Genomic DNA, 26499 nt, shown 5'->3' on the forward strand with positions numbered 1-26499 from the left:
ATTGGAACCGGCCGCATTGTCCAAGGGATGTGCGGCCGGTTTTGTTCGTGCGGCTGGACAGCGCCCGGAGCGGACGATAAAAGCCACTGACTTTGATGCAAGTTGCTGAGCGCAGGACTGAAGGGCCCCATATGAGCGGTGTGAATGAAATCCGGTCGACCTTCCTCGACTATTTTAAGAAAAACGGCCACGAGATCGTGCCGTCGAGCCCGCTGGTGCCGCGCAACGATCCGACATTGATGTTTACCAATGCCGGCATGGTGCAGTTCAAGAACGTGTTCACCGGTCTGGAGCAGCGTCCCTATACGACGGCTTCGACGGCGCAGAAATGCGTTCGCGCCGGCGGCAAGCACAACGACCTCGATAATGTCGGCTATACCGCGCGCCATCACACCTTCTTCGAGATGCTCGGCAACTTCTCCTTTGGCGACTATTTCAAGGAGCGCGCCATCGAGCTTGCCTGGAACCTGATCACCAAGGAATTCGGCCTCGATGCCAAGCGCCTGCTTGTCACGGTCTATCATACCGATGACGACGCCTTTAACCTGTGGAAGAAGATCGCCGGCCTTTCCGACGACCGGATCATCCGCATCGCCACCAGCGACAATTTCTGGGCAATGGGCGATACCGGTCCTTGCGGTCCCTGTTCGGAAATCTTCTACGATCATGGCGATCATATCTGGGGCGGCCCTCCCGGATCGCCGGAAGAAGACGGTGACCGCTTCATCGAGATCTGGAACCTCGTCTTCATGCAGTTCGAGCAGATCACCAAGGAGCAGCGCGTCGACCTGCCGCGTCCGTCGATCGACACCGGCATGGGTCTCGAGCGCGTTGCCGCCGTGCTGCAAGGCAAGCATGACAATTACGATATCGATCTCTTCCGCGCGCTGATCGAAGCCTCGGAAGAGGCAACGGGCGTCAAGGCTGAGGGCGAGCATCGCGCCAGCCATCGCGTCATCGCCGATCATCTGCGTTCCTCCGCCTTCCTGATTGCCGATGGCGTGCTGCCGTCGAACGAAGGCCGCGGCTACGTGCTTCGCCGCATCATGCGCCGCGCCATGCGCCACGCGCAGCTGCTGGGTGCCAAGGAGCCGCTGATGTGGAAGCTGCTGCCGGCGCTGATCCAACAGATGGGCCGCGCCTATCCCGAGCTGGTTCGCGCCGAGGCGCTCACCTCCGAGACGCTGAAGCTCGAAGAAACCCGTTTCCGCAAGACGTTGGAACGTGGCCTGTCGCTGCTCAACGATGCCACTTCGGACCTGCATAAGGGCGACAGCCTGGACGGCGAAACTGCCTTCAAGCTCTACGACACCTATGGTTTCCCGCTCGACCTGACGCAGGACGCGCTGCGCGCCCGCGGCATCGGCGTCGATATTTCCAGCTTCACGGATGCGATGGAGCGCCAGAAGGCGGAAGCGCGCTCGCATTGGACCGGTTCCGGCGACAAGGCGACCGAGACCATCTGGTTCGAGCTCAAGGAAAAGAACGGTGCCACTGAATTCCTGGGTTACGATACGGAATCTGCTGAAGGCGTGATCCAGGCGATCGTCAAGGGCGGTGTTGCAGTCGATAGCGCCTCGGCCGGCGACAAGGTGCAGATCGTCGTCAATCAGACGCCTTTCTACGGCGAATCCGGTGGTCAGATGGGCGATACCGGCGTGATCTCCAGCGACCACGGCAAGCTCGCCGTCAACGACACCCAGAAGAAGGGCGAGGGCCTTTTCGTTCACAGTTCGGAAGTGTCGGAAGGCAAGATCAAGGTCGGCGATGCCGTCGTCCTGACGGTCGATCATAACAGGCGCTCGCGCCTGCGCGCCAATCACTCCGCCACCCATTTGCTGCACGAAGCACTTCGCGAAGTGCTCGGCACCCATGTGGCACAGAAGGGATCGCTGGTCGCGCCGGAGCGCCTCCGTTTCGACGTTTCGCATCCCAAGCCGATGTCGGCCGAGGAGCTGAAGGTCGTCGAGGATATGGCCAACGAGATCGTTCTGCAGAACTCGCCGGTTACGACCCGCCTGATGAGCGTCGACGATGCCATCGCGGAAGGTGCGATGGCGCTGTTCGGCGAGAAATATGGGGACGAGGTCCGCGTCGTATCGATGGGGCAGGGCGTGCGCGGTGCCAAGGCCGGCAAGCCCTACTCGGTCGAGCTTTGCGGCGGTACGCATGTCTCCGCCACCGGCCAGATCGGTCTCGTGCGTATTCTCGGCGAAAGCGCAGTTGGTGCCGGCGTACGCCGCATTGAAGCCGTCACCGGTGAATCCGCGCGCGATTATCTCGCCGAGCAGGACGATCGCGTGAAGAGCCTCGCCTCGGCGCTGAAGGTCCAGCCGGCCGATGTCGTCTCACGCGTCGAAGCCTTGATGGACGAGCGCCGCAAGCTGGAACGCGAACTGGCTGACGCCAAGCGCAAGCTTGCCATGGGCGGCGGCCAGGGCGGTTCGGCCGATGCGGTACGGGACGTCAACGGTGTCAAGTTCCTGGGCAAGCCGGTTTCCGGCGTCGACCCCAAGGATCTCAAGGGCCTGGCGGATGAAGCCAAGGCAGGTCTCGGTTCTGGCGTCGTTGCGCTGATCGGCGTTTCGGATGACGGCAAGGCCAGCGCCGTCGTCGCTGTCACTGAAGATCTGGTCGGTCGCTTCAGCGCCGTCGATCTCGTACGCGTCGCTTCGGCTGCGCTCGGCGGCAAGGGCGGTGGCGGCCGTCCCGACATGGCCCAGGCCGGCGGCCCAGATGGCGCCAAAGCTGATGAAGCCGTTGAGGCGATTGCGGCGGCGCTTGCCGGCTAAGACGCTAATCTCCGATGGATAAACAAGAATGGCGGATGCTTCGGTGTCCGCCATTTTTCTTTGTCCGGACAACTCCGCAGGATTTGTCAAATCGAGTTATGCTCTTGTCGGGCCGATCGAATTTGCAAGAGGTTTGATATGAGTGGCGGCACGGCGTGGACGCTTTACGAGACCCGGCTGCGGCGGGTTTCGGCCTACATCCATGAGCATCTGGATGATGAGCTCGATATGGAAAAACTCGCCGAGATCGCCTGCATGTCCAGCTATCACTGGCATAGGATCTATCGGGCGATCTATGGCGAGACGGCAGCAGCGACCGTCAAGCGGCTGAGGCTGCATCGCGCCGCCGGCGATCTCGTCAACACCCGTCTATCCGTCAGCGACATTGCAAAGCGGTCGGGCTATCCCAACCTCCAATCGTTCAACCGCATCTTCAGATCCGTCTACGGCATGCCGCCGGCGCGATATCGGAATGAGGGAAGCCATACGATCTTCGAACCCAGTACCCAAGGAAGGATCATGGTCATGTTCGACATTACGCTTCGCACGATTTCCCCGATGTCACTGATCGGTGTCGCCCATCGCGGCTCCTACATGCAGATCGGTCAGGCATTCGAAACACTCTTCGGCACTATCTTTGCTCGCGGCCTTGCCGCGCCTGACATGCGCATGATCGGCATCTATCTCGATGATCCCGATGCCGTGGAGGCAGAGAAGCTGCGGTCGTATGCCTGTGTCACCGCCGGTGAAAGCATAACAGTCGATGCGCCGCTGGAGCGCCGCTCTCTCGATGGTGGCGAATATGCCGTGCTGCGCCACAAAGGGCCTTACGCAAACATGCATAGGGCATATCAGTGGCTCTATGCACAATGGCTGCCAGCCTCGGGTCGGCAGTTGCGCGATACTGTCATGTTCGAGGAATATATCAACAATCCGCGCGACGTGCCGCCGACGGAGCTTTTGACCGATATCTATATGCCGCTGCAATAGCGGCATATGACTTCGATCGAGGATTTCCTCTTAATGCCTTGTATTGTCAGGCATTGGCCGGCTTCGGCATAGCAGCATTGTCGATATCGTTGCCTCGGCGGTAGGCGTCGCGATCGCTGACCCTGGCCCAATAATCGATGAAGGCTTGGCGCTTCTCAATGGTGCCGAAATTGAGACCCCAGCCGACATGCGAACCGACATAGACGTCGGCGGCCGTAAAGCGGTCGCCAGCTATGAAGGGCGAGGCTGTGACCGCCTGTTCCAATGTATCGAAAACATGGTCCAGACTGCCGCAGCCCGCCATGCGCAGGCGTTCCGCAGGGATTTCAAAGCCGAGGGCGCGGTTGGTCACCGCCATCTCCATCGGGCCGGCGGCAAAGAACATCCAGCGGAAGTAGCGGCCGCGCTCGGCTGCCGTCGGGGCAAGACCTGCCTGCGGGAAGGTTTCCGCCAGATAGGCACAGATGGCCGCACCCTCGGTGACGACCGTATCGCCATGCTTGATGGCGGGAACCTTTCCCATGGGATTTACGGCCAGATACTCAGGGGCCTTCATCGTCGTGCCAAAGTCGAGATATTCGGTGCGATAGGGCTGGCCGATCTCCTCGAGCATCCAACGGGCGATGCGTCCGCGTGACATCGGATTGGTATAGAAAACGAGTTCTTCGGCCATCTGCCTCTCCCTTTTGCTGCAAGCATTTTTGTCACCGGTTCGCCCGCGCGGCAAGATTCAGGGCAAAAGAAAACCCGGCGTTGAGGCCGGGTTCCCGTATCTGCTTTGTCGGTGAGGCTTAGGCAGCCATGGCCTTCTTGAGGTTCTCGTCGATCTTGTCGAGGAAAGCGGTGGTGGAGAGCCACGGCTGGTCGGGACCGATCAGCAGTGCCAGGTCCTTGGTCATGTAGCCGGCTTCAACCGTGTCGACGCAAACCTTTTCGAGCGTGGAAGCGAACTTCGCGAGTTCGGCATTGTCGTCGAGCTTGGCGCGATGAGCGAGGCCGCGGGTCCAGGCGAAGATCGAGGCGATGGAGTTCGTCGAGGTTTCCTGGCCCTTCTGATGCTGGCGGTAGTGACGTGTCACCGTGCCGTGTGCGGCTTCGGCTTCGACCGTCTTGCCATCGGGCGTCAGCAGGACCGAGGTCATCAGGCCGAGCGAACCGAAGCCCTGGGCAACGGTGTCGGACTGGACGTCGCCGTCATAGTTCTTGCAGGCCCAGACATAGCCGCCGGACCATTTCAGGGCGGAGGCAACCATGTCGTCGATCAGGCGGTGTTCGTAGGTGATGCCGGCTTCATCGAACTGAGCCTTGAACTCGTTCTGGTAGACTTCTTCGAAGATGTCCTTGAAGCGGCCGTCATAGGCCTTGAGGATGGTATTCTTGGTCGAGAGGTAGACCGGCCACTTGCGCATCAGGCCGTACATCATCGAGGCGCGGGCGAATTCGCGGATCGACTCATCGAGGTTGTACATGGCCATGGCAACGCCGGCGCCAGGAGCGTTGAAGACTTCCTTCTCGATGACCGTGCCGTCTTCGCCGACGAACTTGATGGTCAGCTTGCCCTTGCCGGGGAACTTGAAGTCGGTGGCGCGATACTGGTCGCCGAAAGCGTGACGGCCAACGACGATCGGCTGCGTCCAGCCCGGAACCAAGCGCGGAACGTTCTTGCAGATGATCGGCTCGCGGAAGATGACGCCGCCGAGAATGTTGCGGATCGTGCCGTTCGGGCTCTTCCACATTTCCTTGAGGTTGAATTCCTTCACGCGGGCTTCGTCCGGCGTGATCGTGGCGCACTTGATGCCGACGCCATACTTCTTGATGGCGTTGGCGGCGTCAACGGTCACCTGGTCGTTGGTGGCGTCGCGGTTTTCGACCGAGAGGTCATAATAATCGATATCGATGTCGAGGTAGGGGAAGATCAGTTTTTCTTTGATGAGCTGCCAGATGATGCGAGTCATTTCGTCGCCATCGAGATCGGCAACGGGATTTGCGACCTTGATCTTCTTCATGCTTCTGCCTCGTTTAAGCTGATGGGACCAGATGGTCCTGTGGGTAATAGGAAGTCCCGAGGGCTATAGCACCGCAAGTGCAGAACGCAAAGCCGATAGAGCCTTCGGCATCGCGTTTTTGATCATTCGTGACATCACCCGCTTTTTGCAGTCCGGCCATTGCCAAAGCGATCCATGGGTCTAATGTCGCGCATGTTTTGCCTGCTGCCACGGAATCAAATCATGCAGAAATTTGCCGCCTCCGCACTCGCCTTCACGCTTTTTCAGTTCTCGCTTGGCGCGCATATGGCGCTCGCGGCCGATGCGACGACGCCGGTCAAGACCATCATGGACGCGACCGTCTCCAATTGGGCGGGCGGCGACAGCGACTGGCAGGATATTTTCGGTGAGGACAAGCTCAAGGATTACTACAGCAAGGATTTTGGTGCGAAATACCAGGCGGCGGCGCAATTTCCCGCGGCCGACGAGGATGGTATCTCGCCCTTCGACTACGATGTCATTGTCAATGCGCAGGATGCGTGTCCGCTGGAGGACGTGAAGATTGCCGCGCAGCCGTCGAAGAACAATGTGACTGAGGTGCTGGCGACCTTCAAGAAATCGACCTGCATGGGCTCCGACGCCGACTATCAGAAGGTGACCACGGTTCGTTTCGAGGTCATCGAAGAGGGTGGCAGGCCCGTGGTGGACGATATCGTCACCAACGACGACAACGGCAATCCGAGCTCGCTCAAGAGCGTGATGGTGGATCTTGTCAAACAGCAGCAGCAGCAGCCGGCAGACCAGACGCAGCAGCCGTCGGATCAGAAGAAGCCCGTCAATCCGCAATGATCGGGCCGGATTCGTTCTGCCTTTCAAGCGCAAAAACCTTGCCGATCGGCTGGCGTCTCGCTATTGCGACACCGGAATCAGGATACTGAGCATGATGTCGCCCGAAAACCGCTAACACTTTTCGGCATCATGCTCGAATTAGCGCGATTGGTTTCGCGCGCGGAGATTTAGGCATCATGGCAGGCACGAACAGCGAGCGTCAACTTCTGGCCGAAGGGCCGGCCATAATTCTGGTCGAGCCGCAGATGGGCGAAAATATCGGCATGGTGGCGCGCGCAATGGCGAATTTCGGCCTTGCCGAGTTGCGCCTCGTCAATCCTCGCGACGGGTGGCCGAACGAGAGGGCACAGGCGACTGCCTCCAAGGCGGATCATATTATCGAGGCGACAAAGGTCTACGAGACGCTGGAGCAGGCGATCGCTGATCTCAATTTCGTCTATGCGACAACCGCGCGGGAGCGGGATGGTTACAAGCCGGTGCGCTCGCCTGTCATTGCGGCCGAAACGCTCCGTACCAAATTCAAGGCGGGCGAGGGGACGGGCATTCTTTTCGGCAGGGAGCGCTGGGGCCTGACGAATGAGGAAGTGGCGCTGGCCGACGAGATCGTGACATTTCCCGTCAATCCCGCCTTCGCTTCTTTGAACATCGCGCAGGCCGTGCTGTTGATGTCCTATGAATGGATGAAATCGGGCATGGAGGATCTCGGCGATGTGCCTTTCCAGGCTATCGAACAGCGGCCTTCGACGAAGGAGCAGCTTTTCGGTCTGTTCGACCAGCTCGAAGAAGCGCTGGATGCGCGCAATTATTTCCATCCTGCCGGGAAAAAGCCGAAAATGGTCGACAATCTCCGGGCCGTCCTCTCGCGCCGGGCCTTCACTGAACAGGAAATCAGCGTCTTGCGCGGGGTGATCTCGTCTCTTGACCGCTTCTCGCGGAAGTCCCCGCGCGGCAGTGGCTCGCATCCCCGATCCTCGAAAGCACCGAAGGAAGCTCCAAGCGATGACAGCAGCGGCGAATGAGCTGAAACCAATACTCGTTTTCGATTCAGGGATCGGCGGTTTGACGGTGTTGCGCGAAGCACGCGTGCTGATGCCGGAGCGGGGTTTCATCTATGTCGCCGACGATGCCGCGTTTCCCTATGGCAGTTGGGAAGAAGCGGCGCTGAAGGAGCGCATCGTCGATCTCTTCGCAAAGCTGCTCGTGCAATATGATCCGGAAGTCTGCATCATCGCCTGCAACACGGCGTTCACGCTGGCCGGTGCCGCTCTTCGTGCCGCCTTTCCGCAGATGACGTTCGTGGGTACCGTGCCGGCGATCAAGCCAGCTGCGGAGCGCACGCGTTCAGGCCTCGTTTCGGTGCTGGCGACACCAGGCACTGTGAAGCGCGCCTATACACGCGACCTGATCCAGTCCTTCGCCACGCAATGTCATGTCCGGCTTGTCGGATCGGAAAATCTGGCACGTCTGGCGGAAGCCTATATTCGTGGCGATGTCGTCAGCGACGAGGCCGTCATGGCAGAGATCGAGCAGTGCTTCGTCGAGATGGATGACCGCAAGACCGATATCATTGTGCTTGCCTGCACGCATTATCCTTTCATGGCGAATATTTTCCGTCGCCTTGCGCCCTGGCCGGTCGATTGGCTCGATCCGGCTGAAGCTATCGCAAGGCGTGCCCGCAGCCTGGTGCCGCAGGTGGCCGATGCCGTCCATCCCGATAATCTCGACTTTGCGGTGTTTACCTCTGGGGCACCCGATTTCCCCACCCGCCGGCTGATGCAGGGCTTTGGGCTCAAGGCTTGATCATGAAAGACAAGGTTTCGCTGCGAAAACTCGATCTCGCGGATATGCCGGCGGCTGCCGCTGTCCATCGCGCTTCCTTCAACGAAAGGCTGCCGACGCTTGCGGGGCTTCATACGCCCGAAGAAGATGTTGGCTTCTGGAGTGCTGTCGTTTTCAAAGATTGCCAAATCTGGGGTGCGGAAGAGGGCGGTCGTCTCGTCGGCGTCATCGCCTTTCTCGAGGATTGGATCGACCAACTCTACGTGTTGCCTGAGGCGCAAGGGCGCGGCATCGGCAGCCGGCTTCTTGATATCGCCAAGTCGGCCTATCCGCAGTTCTCGCTCTGGACGTTCCAGAGAAATGAGCCGGCGCGCCGCTTTTACGAGAAGCACGGCTTCTTCGTGGTTGACGAGTCGGATGGGGCAGGCAATGAGGAAAAGGAGCCGGATGTGCTTTACAAGTGGGAGGCACGCTTGCACCGGTTGTAATGCAGGATTGGGCTGAGCGGCGGAATATTGGGAGGGCGATATTTGATGTCTTTTGAGATTGATTGCAGTGTTGTCGGGGCAAGCTATGCGTCTGAGTGAGTGCCACAACTTCCATGATTTTCGCCTTCTCGCGAAGAAGCGTCTTCCCGGTCCGATCTTCAACTATATCGATGGTGCTGCCGACGACGAAGTGACGCTCCGGCGAAACACGACGAGCTTCGAAAGCTGCGATCTCGTGCCCAACGTTCTCCGCGGGGTCAGCGAGATCGACATGTCTGTCACCGTCATGGGACAAAAGCTTGCGACGCCCTTCTATTGCTCTCCGACGGCGCTGCAGCGGCTCTTCCATCATCAGGGCGAGAATGCGGTTGCAGCCGCCGCCTCTTCGCTCGGCACCATGTTCGGCGTCTCCTCGCTCGGCACCGTCAGTCTTGAGGAAATCCGCAAGAAGCATGCGGGACCGCAGGTCTACCAGTTCTATTTCCACAGAGATCGTGGCCTGAATCGGGCAATGATGGAGCGGGCTAAGGAAGCCGGCGTCAACGTCATGATGCTGACTGTCGACAGCATTACCGGCGGCAATCGCGAGCGCGATCTTCGCACTGGGTTTTCCATTCCTTTCAAGCTCAATCTGGCCGGGATCACCCAATTCGCCATCAAGCCCGCTTGGGCGCTGAACTACGTCACCCACGAGAAGTTCCGCCTGCCGCAACTCGACGAGCATGTCGATATGAGCGGCGGCGCCATGTCTATCGGCAAGTATTTCACCGAGATGCTCGATCCGTCGATGAACTGGAACGACGTCGCTGAGATGGTGATGCATTGGAACGGACAGTTCTGCCTGAAGGGCATCATGTCGGTCGAGGACGCCAAGCGTGCGGTCGATATCGGATGTACCGGCATCGTGCTGTCGAACCATGGCGGCCGGCAGCTGGATGGCTCGCGCTCGGCATTCGACCAGCTGGCGGAGATCGTCGATGCCGTCGGCCATCGCATCGATGTGATGATGGATGGCGGCGTGCAGCGCGGCACGCATGTGCTGAAGGCTCTGTCGCTCGGCGCCAAGGCCGTTGGCCTCGGCCGCTTCTATCTCTATCCGCTGGCCGCTGCCGGTCAGGCGGGCGTGGAGCGGGCGCTCAGGCATCTGCGCACGGAAGTCGAGCGCGACATGAAGCTGATGGGCTGCACGTCGGTCAGCCAGCTTTCGCGCGCGAACCTGCGCTTCAGGTAGGTCTCGCAATCGCCTGTGGGTTTTTTCAATCCACTGGCGCGAAGCCTGGAAATCTTTGCTAGACGGAGGCGCGTCCTTTCAGAAAGATGGGACGCATCCACATTTGATTCTTGCTCATAGGGGAAGTGCATTGCAGGTCGGCATCGACATGGGAACGGCGTCCGGCGGGACCAGCGCCCAGCTCGATATCGAGGAGCTGCTGGCGACGCGTCTTCTGGTGCAGGGCAATTCCGGCTCCGGAAAATCGCACCTGTTGCGGCGGCTGCTGGAGCAATCCGCACAATGGGTGCAGCAGGTCATCATCGATCCCGAGGGTGATTTCGTCACGCTGGCCGATAAATTCGGCCATGTCGTCGTCGATGGAGAGCGTACGGAAGCCGAACTTGCCGGTATCGCCAACCGCATCCGCCAGCATCGCGTTTCCTGCGTTTTGACGCTGGAGGGGCTCGATATCGAGCAGCAGATGCGCGCTGCCGCAGCCTTCCTGAATGGCATGTTCGATGCCGATCGCGAATTCTGGTATCCGGTGCTTGTTGTGGTCGACGAAGCGCAGATGTTTGCGCCTTCGGTCGGCGGCGATGTTTCGGAAGATGCACGCAAGATGTCGCTCGGCGCCATGACCAATCTGATGTGCCGCGGCCGAAAGCGCGGCCTTGCCGGCGTCATCGCGACGCAGCGGCTTGCGAAGCTTGCCAAGAACGTTGCAGCGGAAGCCTCCAACTTCCTGATGGGCCGTACTTTCCTCGATATCGACATGGCTCGCGCGGCCGACCTTCTCGGCATGGATCGCAGGCAAGCGGAAATGTTCCGCGACCTTAAGCGCGGCAATTTCGTCGCCCTCGGACCGGCACTTTCCCGTCGGCCGCTGCCGATCACCATCGGGGCGGTGGAAACCTCGGCACGTTCTTCCAGCCCCAAGCTGATGCCGCTGCCGGATGCACCGCAGGATGTCGAAGATCTGATCTTCACGCCGGATCCGGAAGAGTTCACTCGCCCCGTTGTCCGCCGTACCACACCGGCACCGCGTCCAACGACCGATATTCTGGCAGAGCTTTCCCGCTCCGTGCCGGCGGCAAGCCCGGCGCCTTCCGAGCCGAAGATCAGCCAGCCGGAACTATCGAGCGAGGATCGCGAGGCGAGGGTGAGCGCCGTACTCTCCGAAATCCTCGACGACCCTGCCTCCGGCTTCCGCACGGATTCGGTGCTCTATCAGGAGTTTCTCGTTCGTTTGCGCATGCGCCGCGTTCCCGGCGCGCCGATGAGCCTGTCGGAGTTCCGTCGGCGCGTGGCGATCGTCCGTTCCGGTGCGGACGAAGAGGTCATGGCGACGGACCAATGGGCGACCGCGCTCTCGCTCTCCTCCAGCGTCACCGATGACTTGCAGGGCGTGTTCCTGATGCTAGCGAAAGCCGCCATCAGCGGCGAGCCATGCCCGTCCGACGCCCGCATCGCCCGCGCCTACGGCACCCATTCTGCACGGCGTGCACGGCGACTGCTGAGCTATTTCGAGGAGCAGGGCAGCGTCGTCGTCCACACGGATTTTTCGGGCAAGCGCATCGTCGCCTTTCCGGATATGGCATCGCAGACGGCTCCGGGCGATGCCAATGCGCCCGATCTGGACGGTGGCGAGCAGGCGGCGGCGGAATAGCTGCCGGTTACGAATTGCTGCTGATGATATGGAGTGCGGCTTTGCCGTCTTTAACGGCTGAAGTCGATAGGCGCCGGTCGAGCGTTGCCAGTTGGCCTCCATGGAATTTCGCCAATGCCAACAGATAGGTGTCGGTGATCTGTCCAGGAGTCAGAATGCGTGTCGAATCCACCAAAGTATCGTCCAGCAGACTGATATCGTCGGCCCAGAACTGGTGACCGGGCAAACGGCGAAGCTGGGCAACAAGAAGCGCGGGCGTCGATGGTGGACCGGGCGAGTTGGGATAGCTCGGCTGACTGAGAATTCGGATAACGCCATTTTCCGTTAACGGGCACGTTGCCCAACTGTCGCCGCCTAGGGAGTGAAACCACTCATGGGCGACATCATGCGATACATGGCTCGGATCGAATAAAGCGATCAGAACATTGACGTCCAACAGAAATGTCACGGAAGCTCGTCACGAAGTTTGTTGACAAGATCGAGCGTAACAGGGGGATTGCCTGTCTTGGGCGTGAGCAACGGAATACCATTCCGCTCCTTTGCCGGCTGTGAGCGGTTTAGCGATCGGCGAGCAAGGTCGGAAATGACATCACCGATGCTGCGGTGCTGCTGCTCTGCCATCGCCTTTGCCGCGGCAAGTACGTCGTCATCAATTGCAAGGGTTGTTCGCATCATTGCACCTTGATCGAGCATCAGTCATCACGCATCAAATATAGCATTTGTTGCTTCATTCTCAACAGCAACCGCGCGGGCTGTTGACATTTTCATGACGACCCCTTACAGACCGCGCCAACGCCGGGCAGAAATGTCCGGTGTTTCATTTGACATGTCCCGTGGCCTCGTCCGTTCGCTAACGTGAGAGGCCTGTCAGAGCTCGAAAACGGAGTTCAGAGGAGGGCGTGTTTCCTTCGCGGTTCGGCAACGGGCCGCCATAACACTTGAAAGGAAATGCGATGAGCAAGCGCGAATCGTCCAAGTATAAAATTGACCGCCGTATGGGCGAGAACATCTGGGGCCGTCCGAAGTCCCCGGTAAACCGCCGCGAATACGGCCCGGGCCAGCACGGCCAGCGCCGCAAGGGCAAGCTTTCGGACTTCGGCGTGCAGCTGCGCGCCAAGCAGAAGCTGAAGGGCTACTACGGCGACCTGCGTGAAAAGCAGTTCCGTGCCATCTTCGACGAAGCCAACCGCCGCAAGGGCGACACTTCGGAAAACCTGATCGGCCTGCTTGAATCGCGCCTGGACGCGATCGTCTACCGCGCCAAGTTCGTTCCGACAGTCTTTGCTGCCCGTCAGTTCGTCAACCACGGCCACGTCACCGTTAACGGCGTTCGCGTCAACATCGGTTCCTACCGCTGCAAGGCCGGCGACGTTATCGAAGTTCGCGAAAAGTCCAAGCAGCTCGTAACCGTTCTCGAATCGGTTGCTCTGGCTGAGCGCGACGTTCCGGACTACATCGAAGTCGATCACAACAAGATGGTTGCGACCTTTGCTCGCGTTCCGGCTCTCGGCGACGTACCGTACGCCGTCGTCATGGAACCGCATCTGGTCGTCGAATTCTATTCGCGTTAATAAGCGGATAACTTTCTTGATGAATGAAAAGCCGCTCGGTTCGAGCGGCTTTTTTGTCTTTGGAGCGCCTCATGACGGATTTGCAGGCCATTCTCGACGGCATTCATGCGGAGCTTTCGCCGCGCATCGGCGAAGGCAAGGTCGCCGATTACATTCCCGAGCTGGCAAAGGTCGACCCGAAGCAGTTCGGGATGGCAATCGCGACGGTCGACGGCAAAGTCTACAGCATCGGTGATGCCGGCGTTCCTTTCTCCATCCAGAGTATCTCCAAGGTCTTTATGCTGACCCTGGCGCTGGGCAAAGTCGGCGAGAGCTTGTGGAATCGGGTAGGGCGCGAACCGTCCGGCACGGCCTTCAACTCCATCGTCCAGCTGGAGCGCGAAGAGGGAATACCGCGCAATCCCTTCGTCAATGCGGGTGCCATCGCCGTCAGCGATGTCGTGCTGGCCGGCCACGAACCGCGCGAGGCCATCGGCGAGCTGCTGCGCTTCGTCCGCTATGTGGCTGACGACGAGACGATCAGCATCGATGACAAGGTCGCGCGTTCGGAAACCCAGACTGGGTATCGCAATTTTGCTCTTGCCAATTTCATGCGGGCCTATGGCAATATCCACCATCCGGTCGAGCATGTGCTCGGCGTCTATTTCCATCAATGCGCGCTGTCGATGAGCTGCCAGCAGCTTGCCAAGGCGGGGCTCTATCTCGCTGCGCGCGGCAGCAATCCGATCACCGGGCATTCCGTCGTTTCGCCGAAGCGGGCGCGGCGTATCAATGCGCTGATGCTGACCTGCGGCCATTATGATGGCTCTGGAGATTTTGCCTATCATGTCGGCCTGCCGGGCAAGAGCGGCGTCGGCGGCGGCATTCTGGCCGTAGCGCCGGGTATCGGCTCGATCGCTGTCTGGTCGCCGGGCCTGAACAAGGTCGGCAATTCACAGCTCGGCGCTGTTGCGCTGGAGATGCTGGCGGCGCGCACCGGCTGGTCGGTATTCGGCGATTGATGCGGTGTCTTCTCGTTCCGCTTTCTGCTATCAGCGTGGCGAGATGCAAGGAATGAGCAATGAATATCGCGACCATGGTGAAAGACGATATCGATATCGAGGCTGACGATGGCGGTTCTGCCGTCCATCCGATGTTTTTCGATGCGCCGCGTACGGTCTCCTTCAACAGGCTTCGCAAGCGCCTGTTGCGGCAGGTGCGCCGGGCAATGGAAGACTTCCAGATGCTGAAGGGCCAGAAGCGCTGGCTGGTCGGCCTTTCCGGCGGCAAGGATTCCTACGGTTTGCTGGCGCTGCTCCTTGATCTGAAATGGCGAGGCTTGCTGCCGGTGGAGCTGATCGCCTGTAATCTCGATCAGGGGCAGCCGAATTTCCCGAAGCATATCTTGCCCGAATACCTCACGAAAATCGGCGTCACGCATCGCATCGAGTATCGCGACACCTATTCGATCGTGAAGGAGAAGGTGCCGGAGGGGGCAACCTATTGCTCGCTCTGTTCCCGCCTGCGCCGCGGCAATCTTTATCGCATCGCCCGCGAGGAAGGTTGCGATGCGCTGGTGCTTGGCCATCACCGCGAGGATATTCTCGAGACCTTCTTCATGAACTTCTTCCATGGCGGTCGCTTGGCTTCGATGCCGGCAAAGCTGCTCAACGACGAAGGCGACCTCATGCTGCTGCGCCCGCTCGCCTACGCGGCAGAGGACGATCTCGCCAAGTTTGCTGCGGCCATGCAATTTCCGATCATTCCCTGCGATCTCTGCGGCTCGCAGGATGGGCTGCAGCGCAATGCCATGAAGGACATGCTCGCCGATATCGAACGGCGGATGCCGGGCCGTAAGGACACGATGCTGCGCGCTCTGGCGCATGTAAATCCGTCGCACCTGCTCGATCCCAAGCTGTTCGATTTTGCAGGGTTGATGACGCAGGGCTCTTCGAGCGACCCGGCGTAAATTCGGCGCTTTTGCCACACCGATGTCATCGAATCGGGCATAAGAGGAAGCCCTTTCAAAACAGAGGCTTCCGATGACCTTCTCCGATACGGATTTCGACTATGTGATGACGACCGTTGCCGCAGCGGCGGCAAAGGAGATCATGCCGCGCTTCCGCAATCTAGATGCCGGCGACATATCGGAGAAAACCTCGGCTATCGATCTTGTAACCGAGGCCGACCTTCTGGCCGAACGCCATATTACCACGGCGCTGAAGGCACGGTTTCCAAGCGCTTTGATCGTTGGCGAAGAGGCCTATGAGGCGGATAAGTCCGTCGTGCCGGCGCTGGCGCATGCGGAATTGGCTTTTACAATCGATCCGGTGGATGGCACCTTCAATTTCGCGGCCGGACTGCCGGTCTTCGGAACGATCGTCGCCGTCATTGCCAATGGCGAGACGATCGGCAGCATTATCCACGATCCCGTGCTGGGTGACACCGTGACTGCCATGAAGGGCGGCGGCACTTTCCTGCGCCGGGAAAGCGGGGAGGCGAGGCGGCTTGCCGTTACCGCACCTGCCCCTTTGACTGCTATGACGGGCGCCATATCCTGGGGGCATATGGATGAGCCCGACCGGTCGCGGATCAACGCCAATCTATCGAAGACCCGCATGGTTTTCTCAGTGAATTGCTCAGCTTACGAATATTGGATGGTGGCGTCTGGCAAGTGGCATTTCATCGGCCATTCCAAATTGATGCCCTGGGATCATCTGGCCGGCGTGCTGGCGCATCAGGAGGCGGGCGGCTATACCGCCAAATTCGATGGTACGCCCCATAAGCCCGGCGAAACGATCGGCGGCATCATTTCTGCGCCTGACGAGGAAAGCTGGCGGATGATCCGCCGCGAGATCATCGGCGCCTGACGCGAAAGGAAAATGCATGACATCGCTCGTTGACGTTACCACGCTCGCTCATGTGCTGCGCCGCGCGGCGCAGACGGAGATCCTGCCGCGCTTTCGCAGGCTCGGCAGCGATGATGTCCGCGCCAAGAGCGAGGCGACGGATCTGGTGACGGAAGCCGACGAACGGGCTGAGCGCATGATCAAGGCAGAAGTTGCCCGGCTCTGGCCCGAAGCTTTGTTCATCGGCGAGGAATCGGTTGCGGCCGACCCGTCGCTACTGAAGAAGCTGCAGGATGCCGATCTCGCAATCATTGTCGATCCCGTCGATGGCACGTTCAATTTTGCCGCCGGCATTCCGGCTTTCGGCGTCATGGCCTCGGTCGTGTCGAAGGGCGAGACCGTTGCCGGTATCATCTTCGATCCGATGGGTGATGACTGGGTGCTGGCGGAGCGCGGCAGCGGCGCATGGCTACGCCGTCCGGATGGCGAGACGCTGCGTCTCAACGTTGCTCCTTCCGTCCCGCTGGAAGAGCTGGTCGGCATGGCGGCTACCGGCTTCCTGCCGAAGGAAAAGCGCGCCGAAATCATGGGCAATCTTGCCAAGGTGCGCTACACGACCTGCTATCGCTGTGCTGCGCATGAGTACCGCACGCTCGCTGGCGGCTATGTGCACTATCTCATGTACAACAAGCTGATGCCTTGGGATCATCTGGCGGGATCGCTGATCTCGGCCGAATCCGGCGCATATGTCCGCCGTTTCGATGGTTCGCCCTATCTGCCGCATCACCTCGATGGCGGGCTGCTGGTCGCGGCGGACAAGGATACCTGGGAGCTGCTGCGGCGCGAGGTCTTCACTCTTTAAGGTGAGTCACGCGCGAGGATAGTCCGCGAGGCCCTTGGAAAGTCACTGCGGCGGGGCTATCTTTGCTTCGACAGGCAAGAGCCTTGGTCGGCGCTTGCCGCGGGGATGAGACAGATGTCCGAGACGAGCCGCAAGCTGACCACCATTTTCTGCGCCGACGTGCAGGATTATACGCGCCTCATGGGGAAGGACGAGGAGGGGACGTTATCCACTCTTCGTCGTTACCGCGACGCGATGAAACGGCTGATCGAAGCGCATGGCGGCCGGGTCATCAATACCTGGGGCGATGGCGTCTTTGCCGAGTTTCCAAGTGTCGTCGAAGCCGTGCGCGCTGCGATCGATACGCAAAACGAACTTGCCGGTTACAATGCCGTGACTGACCCCGACAAGCAGATGCTGTTCCGCATCGGGCTCAACCTTGGCGATGTGATCGCCGATGGCGATGACCTTTATGGCGACGGCGTCAATATTGCCGCCCGGCTACAGTCGCGCGCCGCTCCGGGTGGAATTGTCATTTCCAACACGGTTTACGATCAGGTCCGCAACAAGGTAGCGGTCGGTTTCGATTTTCTCGGGCAGCTCGAGGTCAAGAACATCGAAGGCGGCGTACCGAGCTATGCTGTGCGCATCGGCAGCGTGCGGGTCGTCGATACCACGTCCGATTATCAATCGGTTCCGGAGCCCACTCCCGCGCGGGCGCCCGAGCCGGTGATGCGGGAACCTTTTCCGCAAGACTGGCGGCGGAGTTATGGTGGCGTTGTCATCATCTGCGTCGCTCTCGCCATCATCAATGGGCTGACCTGGCAGGGCGAATTCTGGGCGAAATGGCCCATACTCGCGATTCTATGGGGTGCGGCGTTCCGCTACGTCCGCAGCAACAGACAGATCGATATGGCGATTGCCAGCCTTGTGATTACTGGCATCGGGATCGTTGCCATCAACCTTTTCACCTGGCATGGAACACCTTGGGCGATGTGGCCGCTCTTTGGGCTTGCGATCGCTGCGGCGGTGCGCTGGGTCAGTCGGCCGCGCAGCGGCGCCTGAGGAAGGCACGTCGTTCAGACGTGCCCCATGCCCGGTTCCAGCGCCGGCGCATCGCCGGGATGGGTGAAGAGCTTGCCGCGTTCCGCCCATAGCGTCGCGACGATCGACAGCGCGCCAAACACCGTGAAGCCGGCAAGCAGCGGCTGTGCCGTGCCGTCGAACATCTGGCCGACGATGCCGCCGAGCAGGACGCCGACCGTCGTGGAGATCGAGCTGGTGATGGCGGCCGCCGTACCCGCCAGGTGTCCCATCGGCTCGAGGCTTATCGCCATGCAATTGGTGGTGATCACTGCAAACATCATTAGCATCACCGAGATCAGTACATAGATGAAGGTGAAGCTCGGCTGGCCGAACATGCCGACGATGTAGCCGATGGCGCCTAAAACGGTGAAAAGGATCATGGCAGCGTGGGAAATGCGGCGCATGCCGAAGCTGCGGACGAAATAGCCATTAGCGAACTGTGCGACGGCGGTGCCGGCTGCCGTTGCCGCAAAGGCGATCGGAAACGTGTCTCCAAGCCCGTAAACTTCGCCGAAGACCTGCTGCACCGAAACGACGTAGGCGCAGATGATGCCAGTGTAGAGCGTCAGGCCGATCATGTAGCCGCAGGTGATGCGGTTGGTCAGCACTGTCTTGAAACCGGACAGTACGGAGGTGACCGAGAGCGGCAGGCGCTCTTCAGCGGGCAGCGTCTCCTTCATGCGGAAGAAGGCAACCAAGAAAAGGCCGGCGCTGACGATGCCGAGCAGAATGAAAATCCACTGCCAGTTCGAATAGGCGACAATCATCTGGCCGACGAAGGGCGCAACCATCGGCATAATCATGAAGACGATCATGATATAGGACATCACGCGGGCCATTTCGCGACCGCCGAAGCAATCGCGGACGATGGCGAGCGTGGTGATGCGCACGGCCGCGGCGCCGACGCCCTGCGCAAAACGCATTGCCAGCAAGGCAAACAGGCTGCCACTCCAGGCTGCGGCAAATAGGGTCACCGTATAGAAGGCCAGACCGCCGAGCAGGATGTACCGTCGGCCATAGGTGTCCGACAAGCTGCCGAAGAAAAGCTGACAGATGCCGAAACCGAGGAAATAGACGCCGATAACGAGCTGGGTGTCATTCGGATTGGCGACATGAAGCGACTGGCCGATATTCGGCAGTGCCGGCAGCATGCTGTCGATGCCCATCGAAATGCTCGCCGTCATCAGGGCGATCGTGAGGATGAATTCCACGATGCCGAGGCCGATGCGGCTGGAGCCGGACTGTGCAGGCTGCTGGGCCGGCTGCTGGGATTGAGGCGGGGTTGTCATTCGAATATGCCTGTCAATGTAAAGCGAGAGACTGGTCGGCCGGAGGCGGCGCATTGTGCGAGCGGAACAGCTTTCCCTTTTCGGCAATCAGCACGAAGACGACGCCGATGAGAGAAACGGTGAAATAGCCGATGACCATCGGTGTCGCCGTGCCGTTATAGAACTGCCCGATGCAGGCGCCGATCGATGCGCCGCCGACCGTGCTCATAAAGCCGAGAACGGAGGATGCCGTGCCGGCGACGTGGCCGAGGGGTTCCATCGCCAGAGAGTTGAAGTTGGAACCGATCCAGCCGAATTGGAACATGGCCAGTGCGAAAAAGACCATGAACAGAGGGAACGGCATCGGTGATGGCCCGTAAAGCTGCACCAGCAGCCAACAGAAGGTGATGGCGACAAAGCCGAGCAAGGCCGTGTGCGACAGCCGGCGCATGCCGAACCGACCGACGAATTGGGAGTTGACGAAAGACGACAGGGCCATGAACGCCGCCACGCCGCCGAATGCCAGCGGCGTATAGACGCCAAGGCCGTAGATGTTGTTGTAGATCTGCTGGGCGGAATTGATGAAGCCGAACAGCGCGCCGAACAGGAACGTGCTCGCCAAGGTGTAACAGAGTGCTACCCGGTCCGTCAGAACGATCTTGAAGCCGGCGGCAACCGATCTGACGGTCAGGGGGCGGATATTTTCAGGCTTAAGCGTCTCCGGAAGCCGGAAATACATCCAGAGACCGACGAGGGTTGCCATGGCGCCGATGAAGACGAAGATCATGTGCCAGGTGCTGACCAGCAGGATGATCTGGCCGCTTCCCGGCGCGATGACCGGAACGATCATGAAAACCATCATGATGAGCGACATCACCTCGGCCATCAGGCGGCCGCCGAACACGTCGCGGACGATGGAGACGGTGATGACGCGGGTGGCCGCCGAGCCGAGGCCCTGAATGAAGCGGAGTGCCAGCAGGCCGGCGAAAGACGGGATGAGGGCGATGCCGAACGCCGAAATCACGTAGATGGTGATGCCGATCAAGAGTGGCATGCGGCGGCCGAAGCGATCCGACAAGGGGCCATAGATAAGCTGGGCCGAGCCGAAGCCGATCAGATAGGCTGTTACCACATATTGCCGATGGTTTTCATTCATCACGCCGAGGCTGGAACCGATCTGCTGCAGCGCGGGAAGCATGATGTCGATTGCGAGTGAGTTAATCGCCATCAGGAAGGCCGCGAGTGCGATGAACTCACGTTTGCCCATGGGCAGTTGCCCATGGGACATGGCCTGGGATGAAGTCGTCACGGTTTTATTCCCATAAACATGTCAAGGGCGCCGCCCGGCGGCAGCGCCTTATCGATCAAATTGAACTATGGAAACCGGACGGGGAGCCCGGTGCCCGGTCAGGCGGCGCCGCGAACGCTGATGCCGTGTTCCTGAAGGTGTTGCTGCAATTCGCCCGCCTGGAACATTTCGCGCACGATGTCACAGCCGCCGATGAATTCGCCCTTTACGTAAAGCTGCGGAATGGTTGGCCAGTTGGAATAGTCCTTGATGCCCTGACGGATTTCAGCGTCGGCCAGGACATTGATGCCCTTATAATCGACGCCGATATAGTCGAGAATCTGGACCACCTGGCCGGAGAAACCACACTGCGGGAACTGGGGGGTGCCTTTCATGAAGAGAACGACGTCGTTGTTCTTAACTTCGTTGGCGATGAATTCCTGAATGCCGCTCATTGTCCAGTTCCTTTCACATGCGGGGTCAAGGTCCGCAGCGTTACATCTGTCCCTTAAATAGCAAGCGCCCGGCTTGATTTCCAGCGGCAAAACGTAGGTGCCGTCTTTTTCATCGCATGAATAGATTTCCGGCATCAGTCGTTAACAGGAACGTTCAAAAGGTGTCGATTGACTGCCTTTTCTGAACAGTGCGTTTTGAAATCACCCCTTCAACTCCAGCCGTGAACAACACACATGAATTTGAAATCAAGGGACGATGAATATTAGTATGCTACCTAATTTACAAACCATCGGTATGTTTGTTAGAGTTTGCCGATTGATGCGATTTGGCGCGTATCGGTCCCTGGCGGCATTGCATTCGCATATTTCTTGAGGGAGCGGACTCCATGAGCCACCATCACTATTCCGAAGGGCAGGTTGGTGAAGAGCGGGAATTTTATAGCTCTGAAGATACGAGCGAAGGCGAGCGGGAATATTACGAGCATGTGCGCACACCACGAGCATCGATTCTGAACAGTACCGTGACCGTCAGTGCCATCGTGCTCATTCTGAGCATCGCTTTCGGTTACCGGGCCTCGACCGCACCGACGCCGCAATCGACCACGCCGCCGGTCGCCGAGAAAGTAATAACTGCGCCGTCGCTGGACTCCTGTGCCGATATCTCTCCATATCCGCGCCGGGAATGCTGATATGCCGGAATTCGGATTTTACACTCGGCATGGCGAAAAAGCCGGCTGAGGACGATTGTGCATCCGTCATGCGGGCTGACGCGATTATAAGCGTTTGACCCTATCTTTTTGTTTTTGGACGATTTGTTGCGGTCTGCCATGAAAAAGCCAGCAGGCCATGGTCTTGGCTGATTTTCAAATTTCATCAGTACTACTGGCGCCCCGGGGACAGACTACAATATGAATTCTATCAAGAAGAGGGTGGTTCTCCACTTCCCTGGCTTCGAGCCGCTGAATGCTGCCGCACATCGGGCTCGTTATGAGCGTTCCGCCCGGCAGAGCGCCGCCACCTGGGATTTTTCCGCCTCGGTGGGAGAATTGAAGAATTTTGGCAGGGCACCGTATTTTGATGTCACGGCGACGGCTGCGGATTGGCATACCCAAAGCCGCATTCATATCGTCGATCATAACGATCTGGTTGCCGTCCTGAACGGCAGGCCGTTCTTTACGCGGCTCATCCAGGGCTATCTCGCTGCCGCAAGGGTTGCCATTTCGGGCGGCATGGCCGGCTATTTCCGTCATGCATGGCGCTTCGGCCTGTTCTTCATCTTTCCCTTTCTGCTGATGCTCGCAGGCCTTGTTCTCAGCCTGTCGATTGCGTTTACGCCAATCCTGTTAGGATTGCCGGCCTGGAGCCATATCGGCAGTATCGCGCTCGCGGTCGCCTTCTTCGTCTATGTCTTCCTGCCGCAGGCCGAGAAGTTGCATACTCTGCATCTTTTCTCCGACTGGGAAATGGCAGTCGCGATGGCGGGGCTGAACGGAATAGGCGCAGAACAATGGCTGGAAGCGAGCGCCGTCAGCGTCCGGCAAGCCTTGGATGAGCCCGACGTCGAAGAATTCGTCATCTCCTCGCATAGCATGGGCTCGTCCGTGGCAGCTCACGTGGTCGGCCTGTTGCTTGAGCGCGAGCCGGAGCTGCTGCTGGGCAAGCGCGTGGTATTTACGACGCTTGGCAGTGCCATCCTGCAATGCGCCCTCATGCGGCCGGCAAAGGTGCTGCGCTCACGCGTGGGATTGATCGCACGCTGCAAGGACATCTTCTGGCTCGACGTTCACTGTCTGACCGATGCGATCCATTTTTATAAGACAAAGGTTGCCGCCGTTTGCGGGCACGAGGATGCCCGGCAGGCTTCGATCCTGTTCATACGTTTCAAGCAGATGCTGTCGGAGACGCATTACAAGAAGATCAAGCGCGATTTCCTGCGGGTTCACCGGCAATATGTGCTCGGCCCCGATGTGAGGGCGTTTTTCGATTTCACGCTGATGACGGCCGGTCCGCTGCCGGCCTCGGATTTCGCTGAATTCTCACCGAAGAGATTGCCGGAGCTGAGCTTCAACTCCGGCGAAGAGGCGCTGGCGCTCTCAGTCGGGCGCTGACGTCTGCAGCGCAAGGGCGTGCAGCACGCCGCCCATATTGCCTTTCAGGGCATCATAGACCATCTGGTGCTGCTGCACGCGGCTCTTGCCGCGGAAGGCTTCCGCGACAACTTCGGCGGCATAGTGATCGCCATCCCCGGCCAGGTCGCGAATCGTCACCTTGGCGCCGGGAATGCCGGCCTTGATCATGTCTTCGATATCGCCGGGATTCATTGGCATAAGTGGTACCTCGATTATTCAGCAGCGGCGAGCGCGCCGCCATCCATGAAGGCAGGAAACCACGATTCATGCGCCTCGCGCAACTGTTCAACCGGAAGCGTTAACAGCCCGTCGACGACGAGTGCGTCACCGCCAACGGTACCGAGGCGGCGGAAAGGCACGCCGGCGCTTTCGGCATTGATGCAGACGAAGTCGGCGACATCGGCCGGAACAGCGATGACATAGCGAGCCTGATCCTCGCCGAACAGGGCTGCATGCGGCAATGTCTTGCATTCGCCGAGATCGATCCGCAGGCCCTTGCCTGAAGCCATCGCCATTTCCGCCAGAGCGAGCGCCAGACCACCGGAGGAGATGTCGTGGCAGGCGGTGACCTGACCGTTGCGGATGGCGGAGCGCACAAAATCGCCGTTGCGGCGTTCGGCGAAGAGATCGACTTCCGGTGCAGGGCCATCCGTCGAGCCGATGATATCGCGAAGATAGATCGAAGAGCCGAGATGGCTGCCGTCGAGGCCGATCATCAACACGCGGTCGCCTTCGGAGGCTGAGCCGATGCGGGCCATCGCCTTCCAGTCCGGAAGGAGACCGACGCCGGCGATGGTCGGGGTCGGCAGGATCGCGACGCCATTGGTTTCGTTGTAAAGCGAGACATTGCCGGAGACGATCGGGAAATCCAGCGCGCGGCAGGCTTCGCCGATGCCTTTGATGGCGCCGACGAACTGGCCCATGATCTCAGGCTTTTCCGGATTGCCGAAGTTCAGGTTGTCGGTCGCAGCCAGCGGCTCGGCGCCGGTTGCCGTAATGTTGCGCCAGCATTCGGCGACGGCCTGCTTGCCGCCTTCGAACGGATCGGCTTCGACATAACGCGGTGTGACGTCGGACGAGAAAGCGAGAGCCTTGGTCGGATGGCCTTCGACGCGGACGACGCCGGCGTCGCCGCCGGGAAGCTGCAGAGAGTTACCCTGGATCAGCGTATCGTACTGCTCGTAGACCCAGCGGCGGCTGGACTGGTTGGCGGAGCCAACGAGTTTCAGCAGAGCCTGCGCGTAGTCTTCCGGCGCGGCAACGAGGTCGGCCGGCAGGGCGGCGCGCTTGTCTGACTCGCGCCACGGCCGATCATATTCCGGGGCCTGGTCGCCGAGATCCTTGATCGGCAGGTTGGCGACTTCCTCGCCCTGATGGATGACCCGGAAGCGCAGGTCGTCCGTCGTCTTGCCGACGATCGCGAAATCCAGGCCCCACTTGACGAAGATCGCCTTGGCGATGGCTTCCTTTTCCGGCTGCAGCACCATGAGCATGCGCTCCTGGCTTTCCGACAGCATCATTTCATAGGCCGTCATCCGCTCTTCGCGCACCGGCACCTTGTCGAGATCGAGCTCGATGCCGAGGTCGCCCTTGGCGCCCATTTCGACGGCGGAGCAGGTGAGACCGGCGGCACCCATGTCCTGGATGGCGATGACGGCGCCCGTCTGCATCAGTTCCAGGCAGGCTTCCAGCAGGCACTTTTCGGTGAAGGGATCGCCGACCTGAACGGTCGGGCGCTTTTCCTCGATCGATTCGTCGAATTCAGCCGACGCCATTGTCGCGCCGCCGACGCCATCGCGACCGGTCTTGGCGCCGAGATAGACGACCGGCAGGCCAACGCCCTTGGCTTCAGACAGGAAGATGGCATTCGACTTGGCCAGGCCTGCCGCGAAGGCGTTGACCAGGATATTGCCGTTGTAGCGCGCATCGAACTCGACTTCGCCGCCGACAGTCGGAACGCCGAAGGAATTACCATAGCCGCCAACGCCGGCAACGACGCCGGAGACGAGGTGGCGGGTCTTCGGATGATCCGGCTCGCCAAAGCGCAGGGCGTTCATGGCAGCAACCGGCCGGGCGCCCATGGTGAAGACGTCGCGCAGAATGCCGCCGACGCCGGTCGCAGCACCCTGATAGGGTTCGATATAGGAGGGGTGATTGTGGCTCTCCATCTTGAAGACGACGCAATCGCCATCATCGATGTCGACCACGCCGGCATTCTCGCCCGGGCCCTGAATGACGCGCGGTCCCTTGGTCGGCAGAGTGCGGAGCCACTTTTTGGAGGATTTGTACGAGCAGTGCTCGTTCCACATGGCGGAGAAGATGCCAAGCTCGGTGAAGGAAGGCTCGCGGCCGATCAGATCCAGGATGCGCTGATATTCATCCGGCTTGAGGCCGTGAGCAGCAATCAGTTCGGGGGTGATCTGGATCGAATTGGAAATGGTCATGGGCGCTCGAGTGTCCTTGCCTGTAAAGGATTTGAAGACCGGTCAGGGATCGGGGTCTCTTTAGCGCAAGTCTCCCTGTCGTGCGACAGGAAAATCACCGGCGTTCACAACACGCCGGCGTAGATGCAACGAAAATCAAGCGCGCGGCCATAGGAGACCGCCTCGCGCGGTTAGAATTTATAGCCAACCATGATACCGGCGCGCGTCATGCCGCCATTAGGCCCATCGCAAAGATTGGCATGCGAGGAGTGCGCGATCTGCGCCATTACGTTCCAATGGCTGTCGAAATTATAACCGAGGCCGGCATATTCGTGGAAGAGCAGACGGCAGCCGAGCATCGGACCGTGCTCTCGCCAGTCGTCCAAGTTACCCGTGTGCACCGTGCCGCCGAAGCCGAGTTCGGTGAAGATGCCGTTGCTGTGAGTCAGCGTCCAGGAAAGGCCACCATAGACCTGCGTCGCGGAGCCTGACGTGCCGATCGATGTGCCTACGTGGATACGCGGATGCGTCAGCTGATCCTTCCAATCTGCTGTCGGATTATAGCCGAACGGATTGAAAAGTACCTGGACATCCGGGAAGACACCGCTTTCATGCTCGTTGCCGTTCTGGATGGAGCCGCTCGCGCCGAAACGCAATTCGTCGAAAATCTTGACTGGGGCGGCGGGAGTAGCTGCCACCGCATCTGCAGCGGTTGCGGCCGATTGACCTGCAACAAATACCGAACTGATTACCAGAAAACTCGAAACTAAACGTTTGCTGAAAAAGCTTGCAATAGCCATGCACTCCCCCTGGTGTGGCGGGCGAATCCTCATTTTTCATTGATAGAA

Annotated in this window: 26 protein-coding genes; 16 read left to right on the forward strand and 10 right to left on the reverse strand. The window is 59.7% G+C overall.

The window, feature by feature from the left end; all coding sequences use genetic code 11:
- Nucleotides 1-131: 131 nt before the first annotated feature.
- Together alaS and FBZ97_RS06160 are read left to right on the forward strand one after the other, a co-directional pair.
- Entirely contained in the window at nucleotides 132-2792 is a 2661-nt protein-coding gene (alaS, locus tag FBZ97_RS06155) for an alanine--tRNA ligase (protein WP_145317201.1), read from the forward strand.
- Nucleotides 2793-2930: 138 nt separating this feature from the next.
- The gene (locus tag FBZ97_RS06160) at nucleotides 2931-3782 is read left to right on the forward strand and encodes an AraC family transcriptional regulator (RefSeq protein WP_145317203.1); all 852 of its coding nucleotides are present in this window, start codon (nucleotides 2931-2933) and stop codon (nucleotides 3780-3782) included.
- Between the two features lie 46 nt (nucleotides 3783-3828).
- On the opposite strand, the gene FBZ97_RS06165 is transcribed toward FBZ97_RS06160, so the two are convergent.
- Both FBZ97_RS06165 and FBZ97_RS06170 read right to left on the reverse strand, forming a co-directional pair.
- The gene (locus FBZ97_RS06165; protein WP_113355495.1) at nucleotides 3829-4455 is read right to left on the reverse strand and encodes a glutathione S-transferase family protein; all 627 of its coding nucleotides are present in this window, start codon (nucleotides 4453-4455) and stop codon (nucleotides 3829-3831) included.
- 118 nt (nucleotides 4456-4573) lie between these two features.
- Complete coding sequence (locus FBZ97_RS06170) at nucleotides 4574-5788, reverse strand: NADP-dependent isocitrate dehydrogenase (protein WP_004108975.1); 1215 nt, start codon at nucleotides 5786-5788, stop codon at nucleotides 4574-4576.
- Between the two features lie 285 nt (nucleotides 5789-6073).
- On the opposite strand from FBZ97_RS06170, the gene FBZ97_RS06175 reads away from it, so the two are divergent.
- The 6 genes from FBZ97_RS06175 to FBZ97_RS06200 all read left to right on the forward strand — a co-directional run bounded on the left by FBZ97_RS06175 (nucleotide 6074) and on the right by FBZ97_RS06200 (nucleotide 11762).
- Nucleotides 6074-6616, forward strand: a complete 543-nt coding sequence (locus FBZ97_RS06175; RefSeq protein WP_145317650.1) for a hypothetical protein — start codon at nucleotides 6074-6076, stop codon at nucleotides 6614-6616.
- 176 nt (nucleotides 6617-6792) lie between these two features.
- Nucleotides 6793-7635: an RNA methyltransferase gene (locus FBZ97_RS06180; RefSeq protein WP_113332597.1), complete on the forward strand. Its 843-nt coding sequence runs from the start codon at nucleotides 6793-6795 to the stop codon at nucleotides 7633-7635.
- Nucleotides 7616-8416, forward strand: coding sequence for a glutamate racemase (gene murI, locus FBZ97_RS06185; protein ID WP_145317205.1), 801 nt, complete (start codon nucleotides 7616-7618; stop codon nucleotides 8414-8416). Before FBZ97_RS06180 ends, murI begins: the two co-directional genes overlap by 20 nt.
- 2 nt (nucleotides 8417-8418) lie before the next feature.
- Nucleotides 8419-8883, forward strand: coding sequence for a GNAT family N-acetyltransferase (locus tag FBZ97_RS06190; RefSeq protein ID WP_145317207.1), 465 nt, complete (start codon nucleotides 8419-8421; stop codon nucleotides 8881-8883).
- A gap of 85 nt (nucleotides 8884-8968) precedes the next feature.
- A complete protein-coding gene (locus FBZ97_RS06195; RefSeq protein ID WP_145317208.1) occupies nucleotides 8969-10114 on the forward strand; it encodes an alpha-hydroxy acid oxidase in 1146 nt (381 codons plus the stop codon).
- Between the two features lie 130 nt (nucleotides 10115-10244).
- On the forward strand, nucleotides 10245-11762 hold the full coding sequence (locus FBZ97_RS06200; protein WP_145317210.1) for an ATP-binding protein: 1518 nt from the start codon (nucleotides 10245-10247) through the stop codon (nucleotides 11760-11762).
- 7 nt (nucleotides 11763-11769) lie between these two features.
- On the opposite strand, the gene FBZ97_RS06205 is transcribed toward FBZ97_RS06200, so the two are convergent.
- Complete coding sequence (locus FBZ97_RS06205) at nucleotides 11770-12210, reverse strand: TA system VapC family ribonuclease toxin (RefSeq protein ID WP_145317212.1); 441 nt, start codon at nucleotides 12208-12210, stop codon at nucleotides 11770-11772.
- The gene (locus FBZ97_RS06210) at nucleotides 12207-12434 is read right to left on the reverse strand and encodes a CopG family transcriptional regulator (RefSeq protein ID WP_069613201.1); all 228 of its coding nucleotides are present in this window, start codon (nucleotides 12432-12434) and stop codon (nucleotides 12207-12209) included. Before FBZ97_RS06210 ends, FBZ97_RS06205 begins: the two co-directional genes overlap by 4 nt.
- Before the next feature lie 281 nt (nucleotides 12435-12715).
- On the opposite strand from FBZ97_RS06210, the gene rpsD reads away from it, so the two are divergent.
- The 6 genes from rpsD (at nucleotide 12716) to FBZ97_RS06240 (ending at nucleotide 18067) form a co-directional block, all read left to right on the forward strand.
- Entirely contained in the window at nucleotides 12716-13333 is a 618-nt protein-coding gene (gene rpsD / locus FBZ97_RS06215; protein ID WP_069613020.1) for a 30S ribosomal protein S4, read from the forward strand.
- A 71-nt stretch (nucleotides 13334-13404) separates the two neighbouring features.
- On the forward strand, nucleotides 13405-14334 hold the full coding sequence (locus FBZ97_RS06220) for a glutaminase (protein WP_113389969.1): 930 nt from the start codon (nucleotides 13405-13407) through the stop codon (nucleotides 14332-14334).
- Between the two features lie 59 nt (nucleotides 14335-14393).
- Nucleotides 14394-15281 carry a tRNA 2-thiocytidine(32) synthetase TtcA gene (gene ttcA, locus FBZ97_RS06225; RefSeq protein ID WP_145317214.1) on the forward strand — a complete coding sequence of 296 codons (888 nt, stop codon included), beginning with the start codon at nucleotides 14394-14396 and terminating at the stop codon, nucleotides 15279-15281.
- Nucleotides 15282-15354: 73 nt separating this feature from the next.
- A complete protein-coding gene (locus FBZ97_RS06230) occupies nucleotides 15355-16182 on the forward strand; it encodes an inositol monophosphatase family protein (RefSeq protein WP_145317216.1) in 828 nt (275 codons plus the stop codon).
- 16 nt (nucleotides 16183-16198) lie between these two features.
- Nucleotides 16199-17023 carry an inositol monophosphatase family protein gene (locus FBZ97_RS06235; RefSeq protein WP_113332590.1) on the forward strand — a complete coding sequence of 275 codons (825 nt, stop codon included), beginning with the start codon at nucleotides 16199-16201 and terminating at the stop codon, nucleotides 17021-17023.
- Nucleotides 17024-17137: 114 nt separating this feature from the next.
- Nucleotides 17138-18067 carry an adenylate/guanylate cyclase domain-containing protein gene (locus tag FBZ97_RS06240; protein WP_145317218.1) on the forward strand — a complete coding sequence of 310 codons (930 nt, stop codon included), beginning with the start codon at nucleotides 17138-17140 and terminating at the stop codon, nucleotides 18065-18067.
- A gap of 14 nt (nucleotides 18068-18081) precedes the next feature.
- Here FBZ97_RS06240 and FBZ97_RS06245 read toward each other — a convergent pair whose 3' ends face one another.
- The 3 genes from FBZ97_RS06245 to grxD all read right to left on the reverse strand — a co-directional run bounded on the left by FBZ97_RS06245 (nucleotide 18082) and on the right by grxD (nucleotide 21099).
- Nucleotides 18082-19377, reverse strand: a complete 1296-nt coding sequence (locus FBZ97_RS06245; protein WP_113355602.1) for a multidrug effflux MFS transporter — start codon at nucleotides 19375-19377, stop codon at nucleotides 18082-18084.
- Between the two features lie 13 nt (nucleotides 19378-19390).
- Complete coding sequence (locus tag FBZ97_RS06250) at nucleotides 19391-20623, reverse strand: multidrug effflux MFS transporter (protein ID WP_145317653.1); 1233 nt, start codon at nucleotides 20621-20623, stop codon at nucleotides 19391-19393.
- A gap of 140 nt (nucleotides 20624-20763) precedes the next feature.
- Nucleotides 20764-21099 (reverse strand): Grx4 family monothiol glutaredoxin, encoded by a 336-nt coding sequence (gene grxD, locus FBZ97_RS06255; protein ID WP_047633128.1) that lies wholly within the window; start codon nucleotides 21097-21099, stop codon nucleotides 20764-20766.
- 386 nt (nucleotides 21100-21485) lie between these two features.
- Here grxD and FBZ97_RS06260 point away from each other — a divergent pair, with 386 nt between their 5' ends.
- Together FBZ97_RS06260 and FBZ97_RS06265 are read left to right on the forward strand one after the other, a co-directional pair.
- The gene (locus tag FBZ97_RS06260; protein ID WP_113332585.1) at nucleotides 21486-21788 is read left to right on the forward strand and encodes a hypothetical protein; all 303 of its coding nucleotides are present in this window, start codon (nucleotides 21486-21488) and stop codon (nucleotides 21786-21788) included.
- 219 nt (nucleotides 21789-22007) lie between these two features.
- Nucleotides 22008-23207 (forward strand): hypothetical protein, encoded by a 1200-nt coding sequence (locus FBZ97_RS06265; protein ID WP_145317220.1) that lies wholly within the window; start codon nucleotides 22008-22010, stop codon nucleotides 23205-23207.
- Here FBZ97_RS06265 and FBZ97_RS06270 read toward each other — a convergent pair.
- The 3 genes from FBZ97_RS06270 to FBZ97_RS06280 all read right to left on the reverse strand — a co-directional run bounded on the left by FBZ97_RS06270 (nucleotide 23193) and on the right by FBZ97_RS06280 (nucleotide 26349).
- A complete protein-coding gene (locus tag FBZ97_RS06270; protein WP_004108912.1) occupies nucleotides 23193-23426 on the reverse strand; it encodes a BolA family transcriptional regulator in 234 nt (77 codons plus the stop codon). The two genes, FBZ97_RS06265 and FBZ97_RS06270, sit on opposite strands and share 15 nt — an antisense overlap.
- Nucleotides 23427-23440: 14 nt before the next feature.
- On the reverse strand, nucleotides 23441-25672 hold the full coding sequence (purL, locus tag FBZ97_RS06275; RefSeq protein ID WP_145317222.1) for a phosphoribosylformylglycinamidine synthase subunit PurL: 2232 nt from the start codon (nucleotides 25670-25672) through the stop codon (nucleotides 23441-23443).
- 170 nt (nucleotides 25673-25842) lie between these two features.
- A complete protein-coding gene (locus FBZ97_RS06280; RefSeq protein ID WP_233789759.1) occupies nucleotides 25843-26349 on the reverse strand; it encodes an acyloxyacyl hydrolase in 507 nt (168 codons plus the stop codon).
- Between the last annotated feature and the right edge of the window lie 150 nt (nucleotides 26350-26499).

Source organism: Rhizobium sp. ERR 942, from assembly GCF_007828395.1.
Classification (GTDB): domain Bacteria; phylum Pseudomonadota; class Alphaproteobacteria; order Rhizobiales; family Rhizobiaceae; genus Rhizobium; species Rhizobium dioscoreae.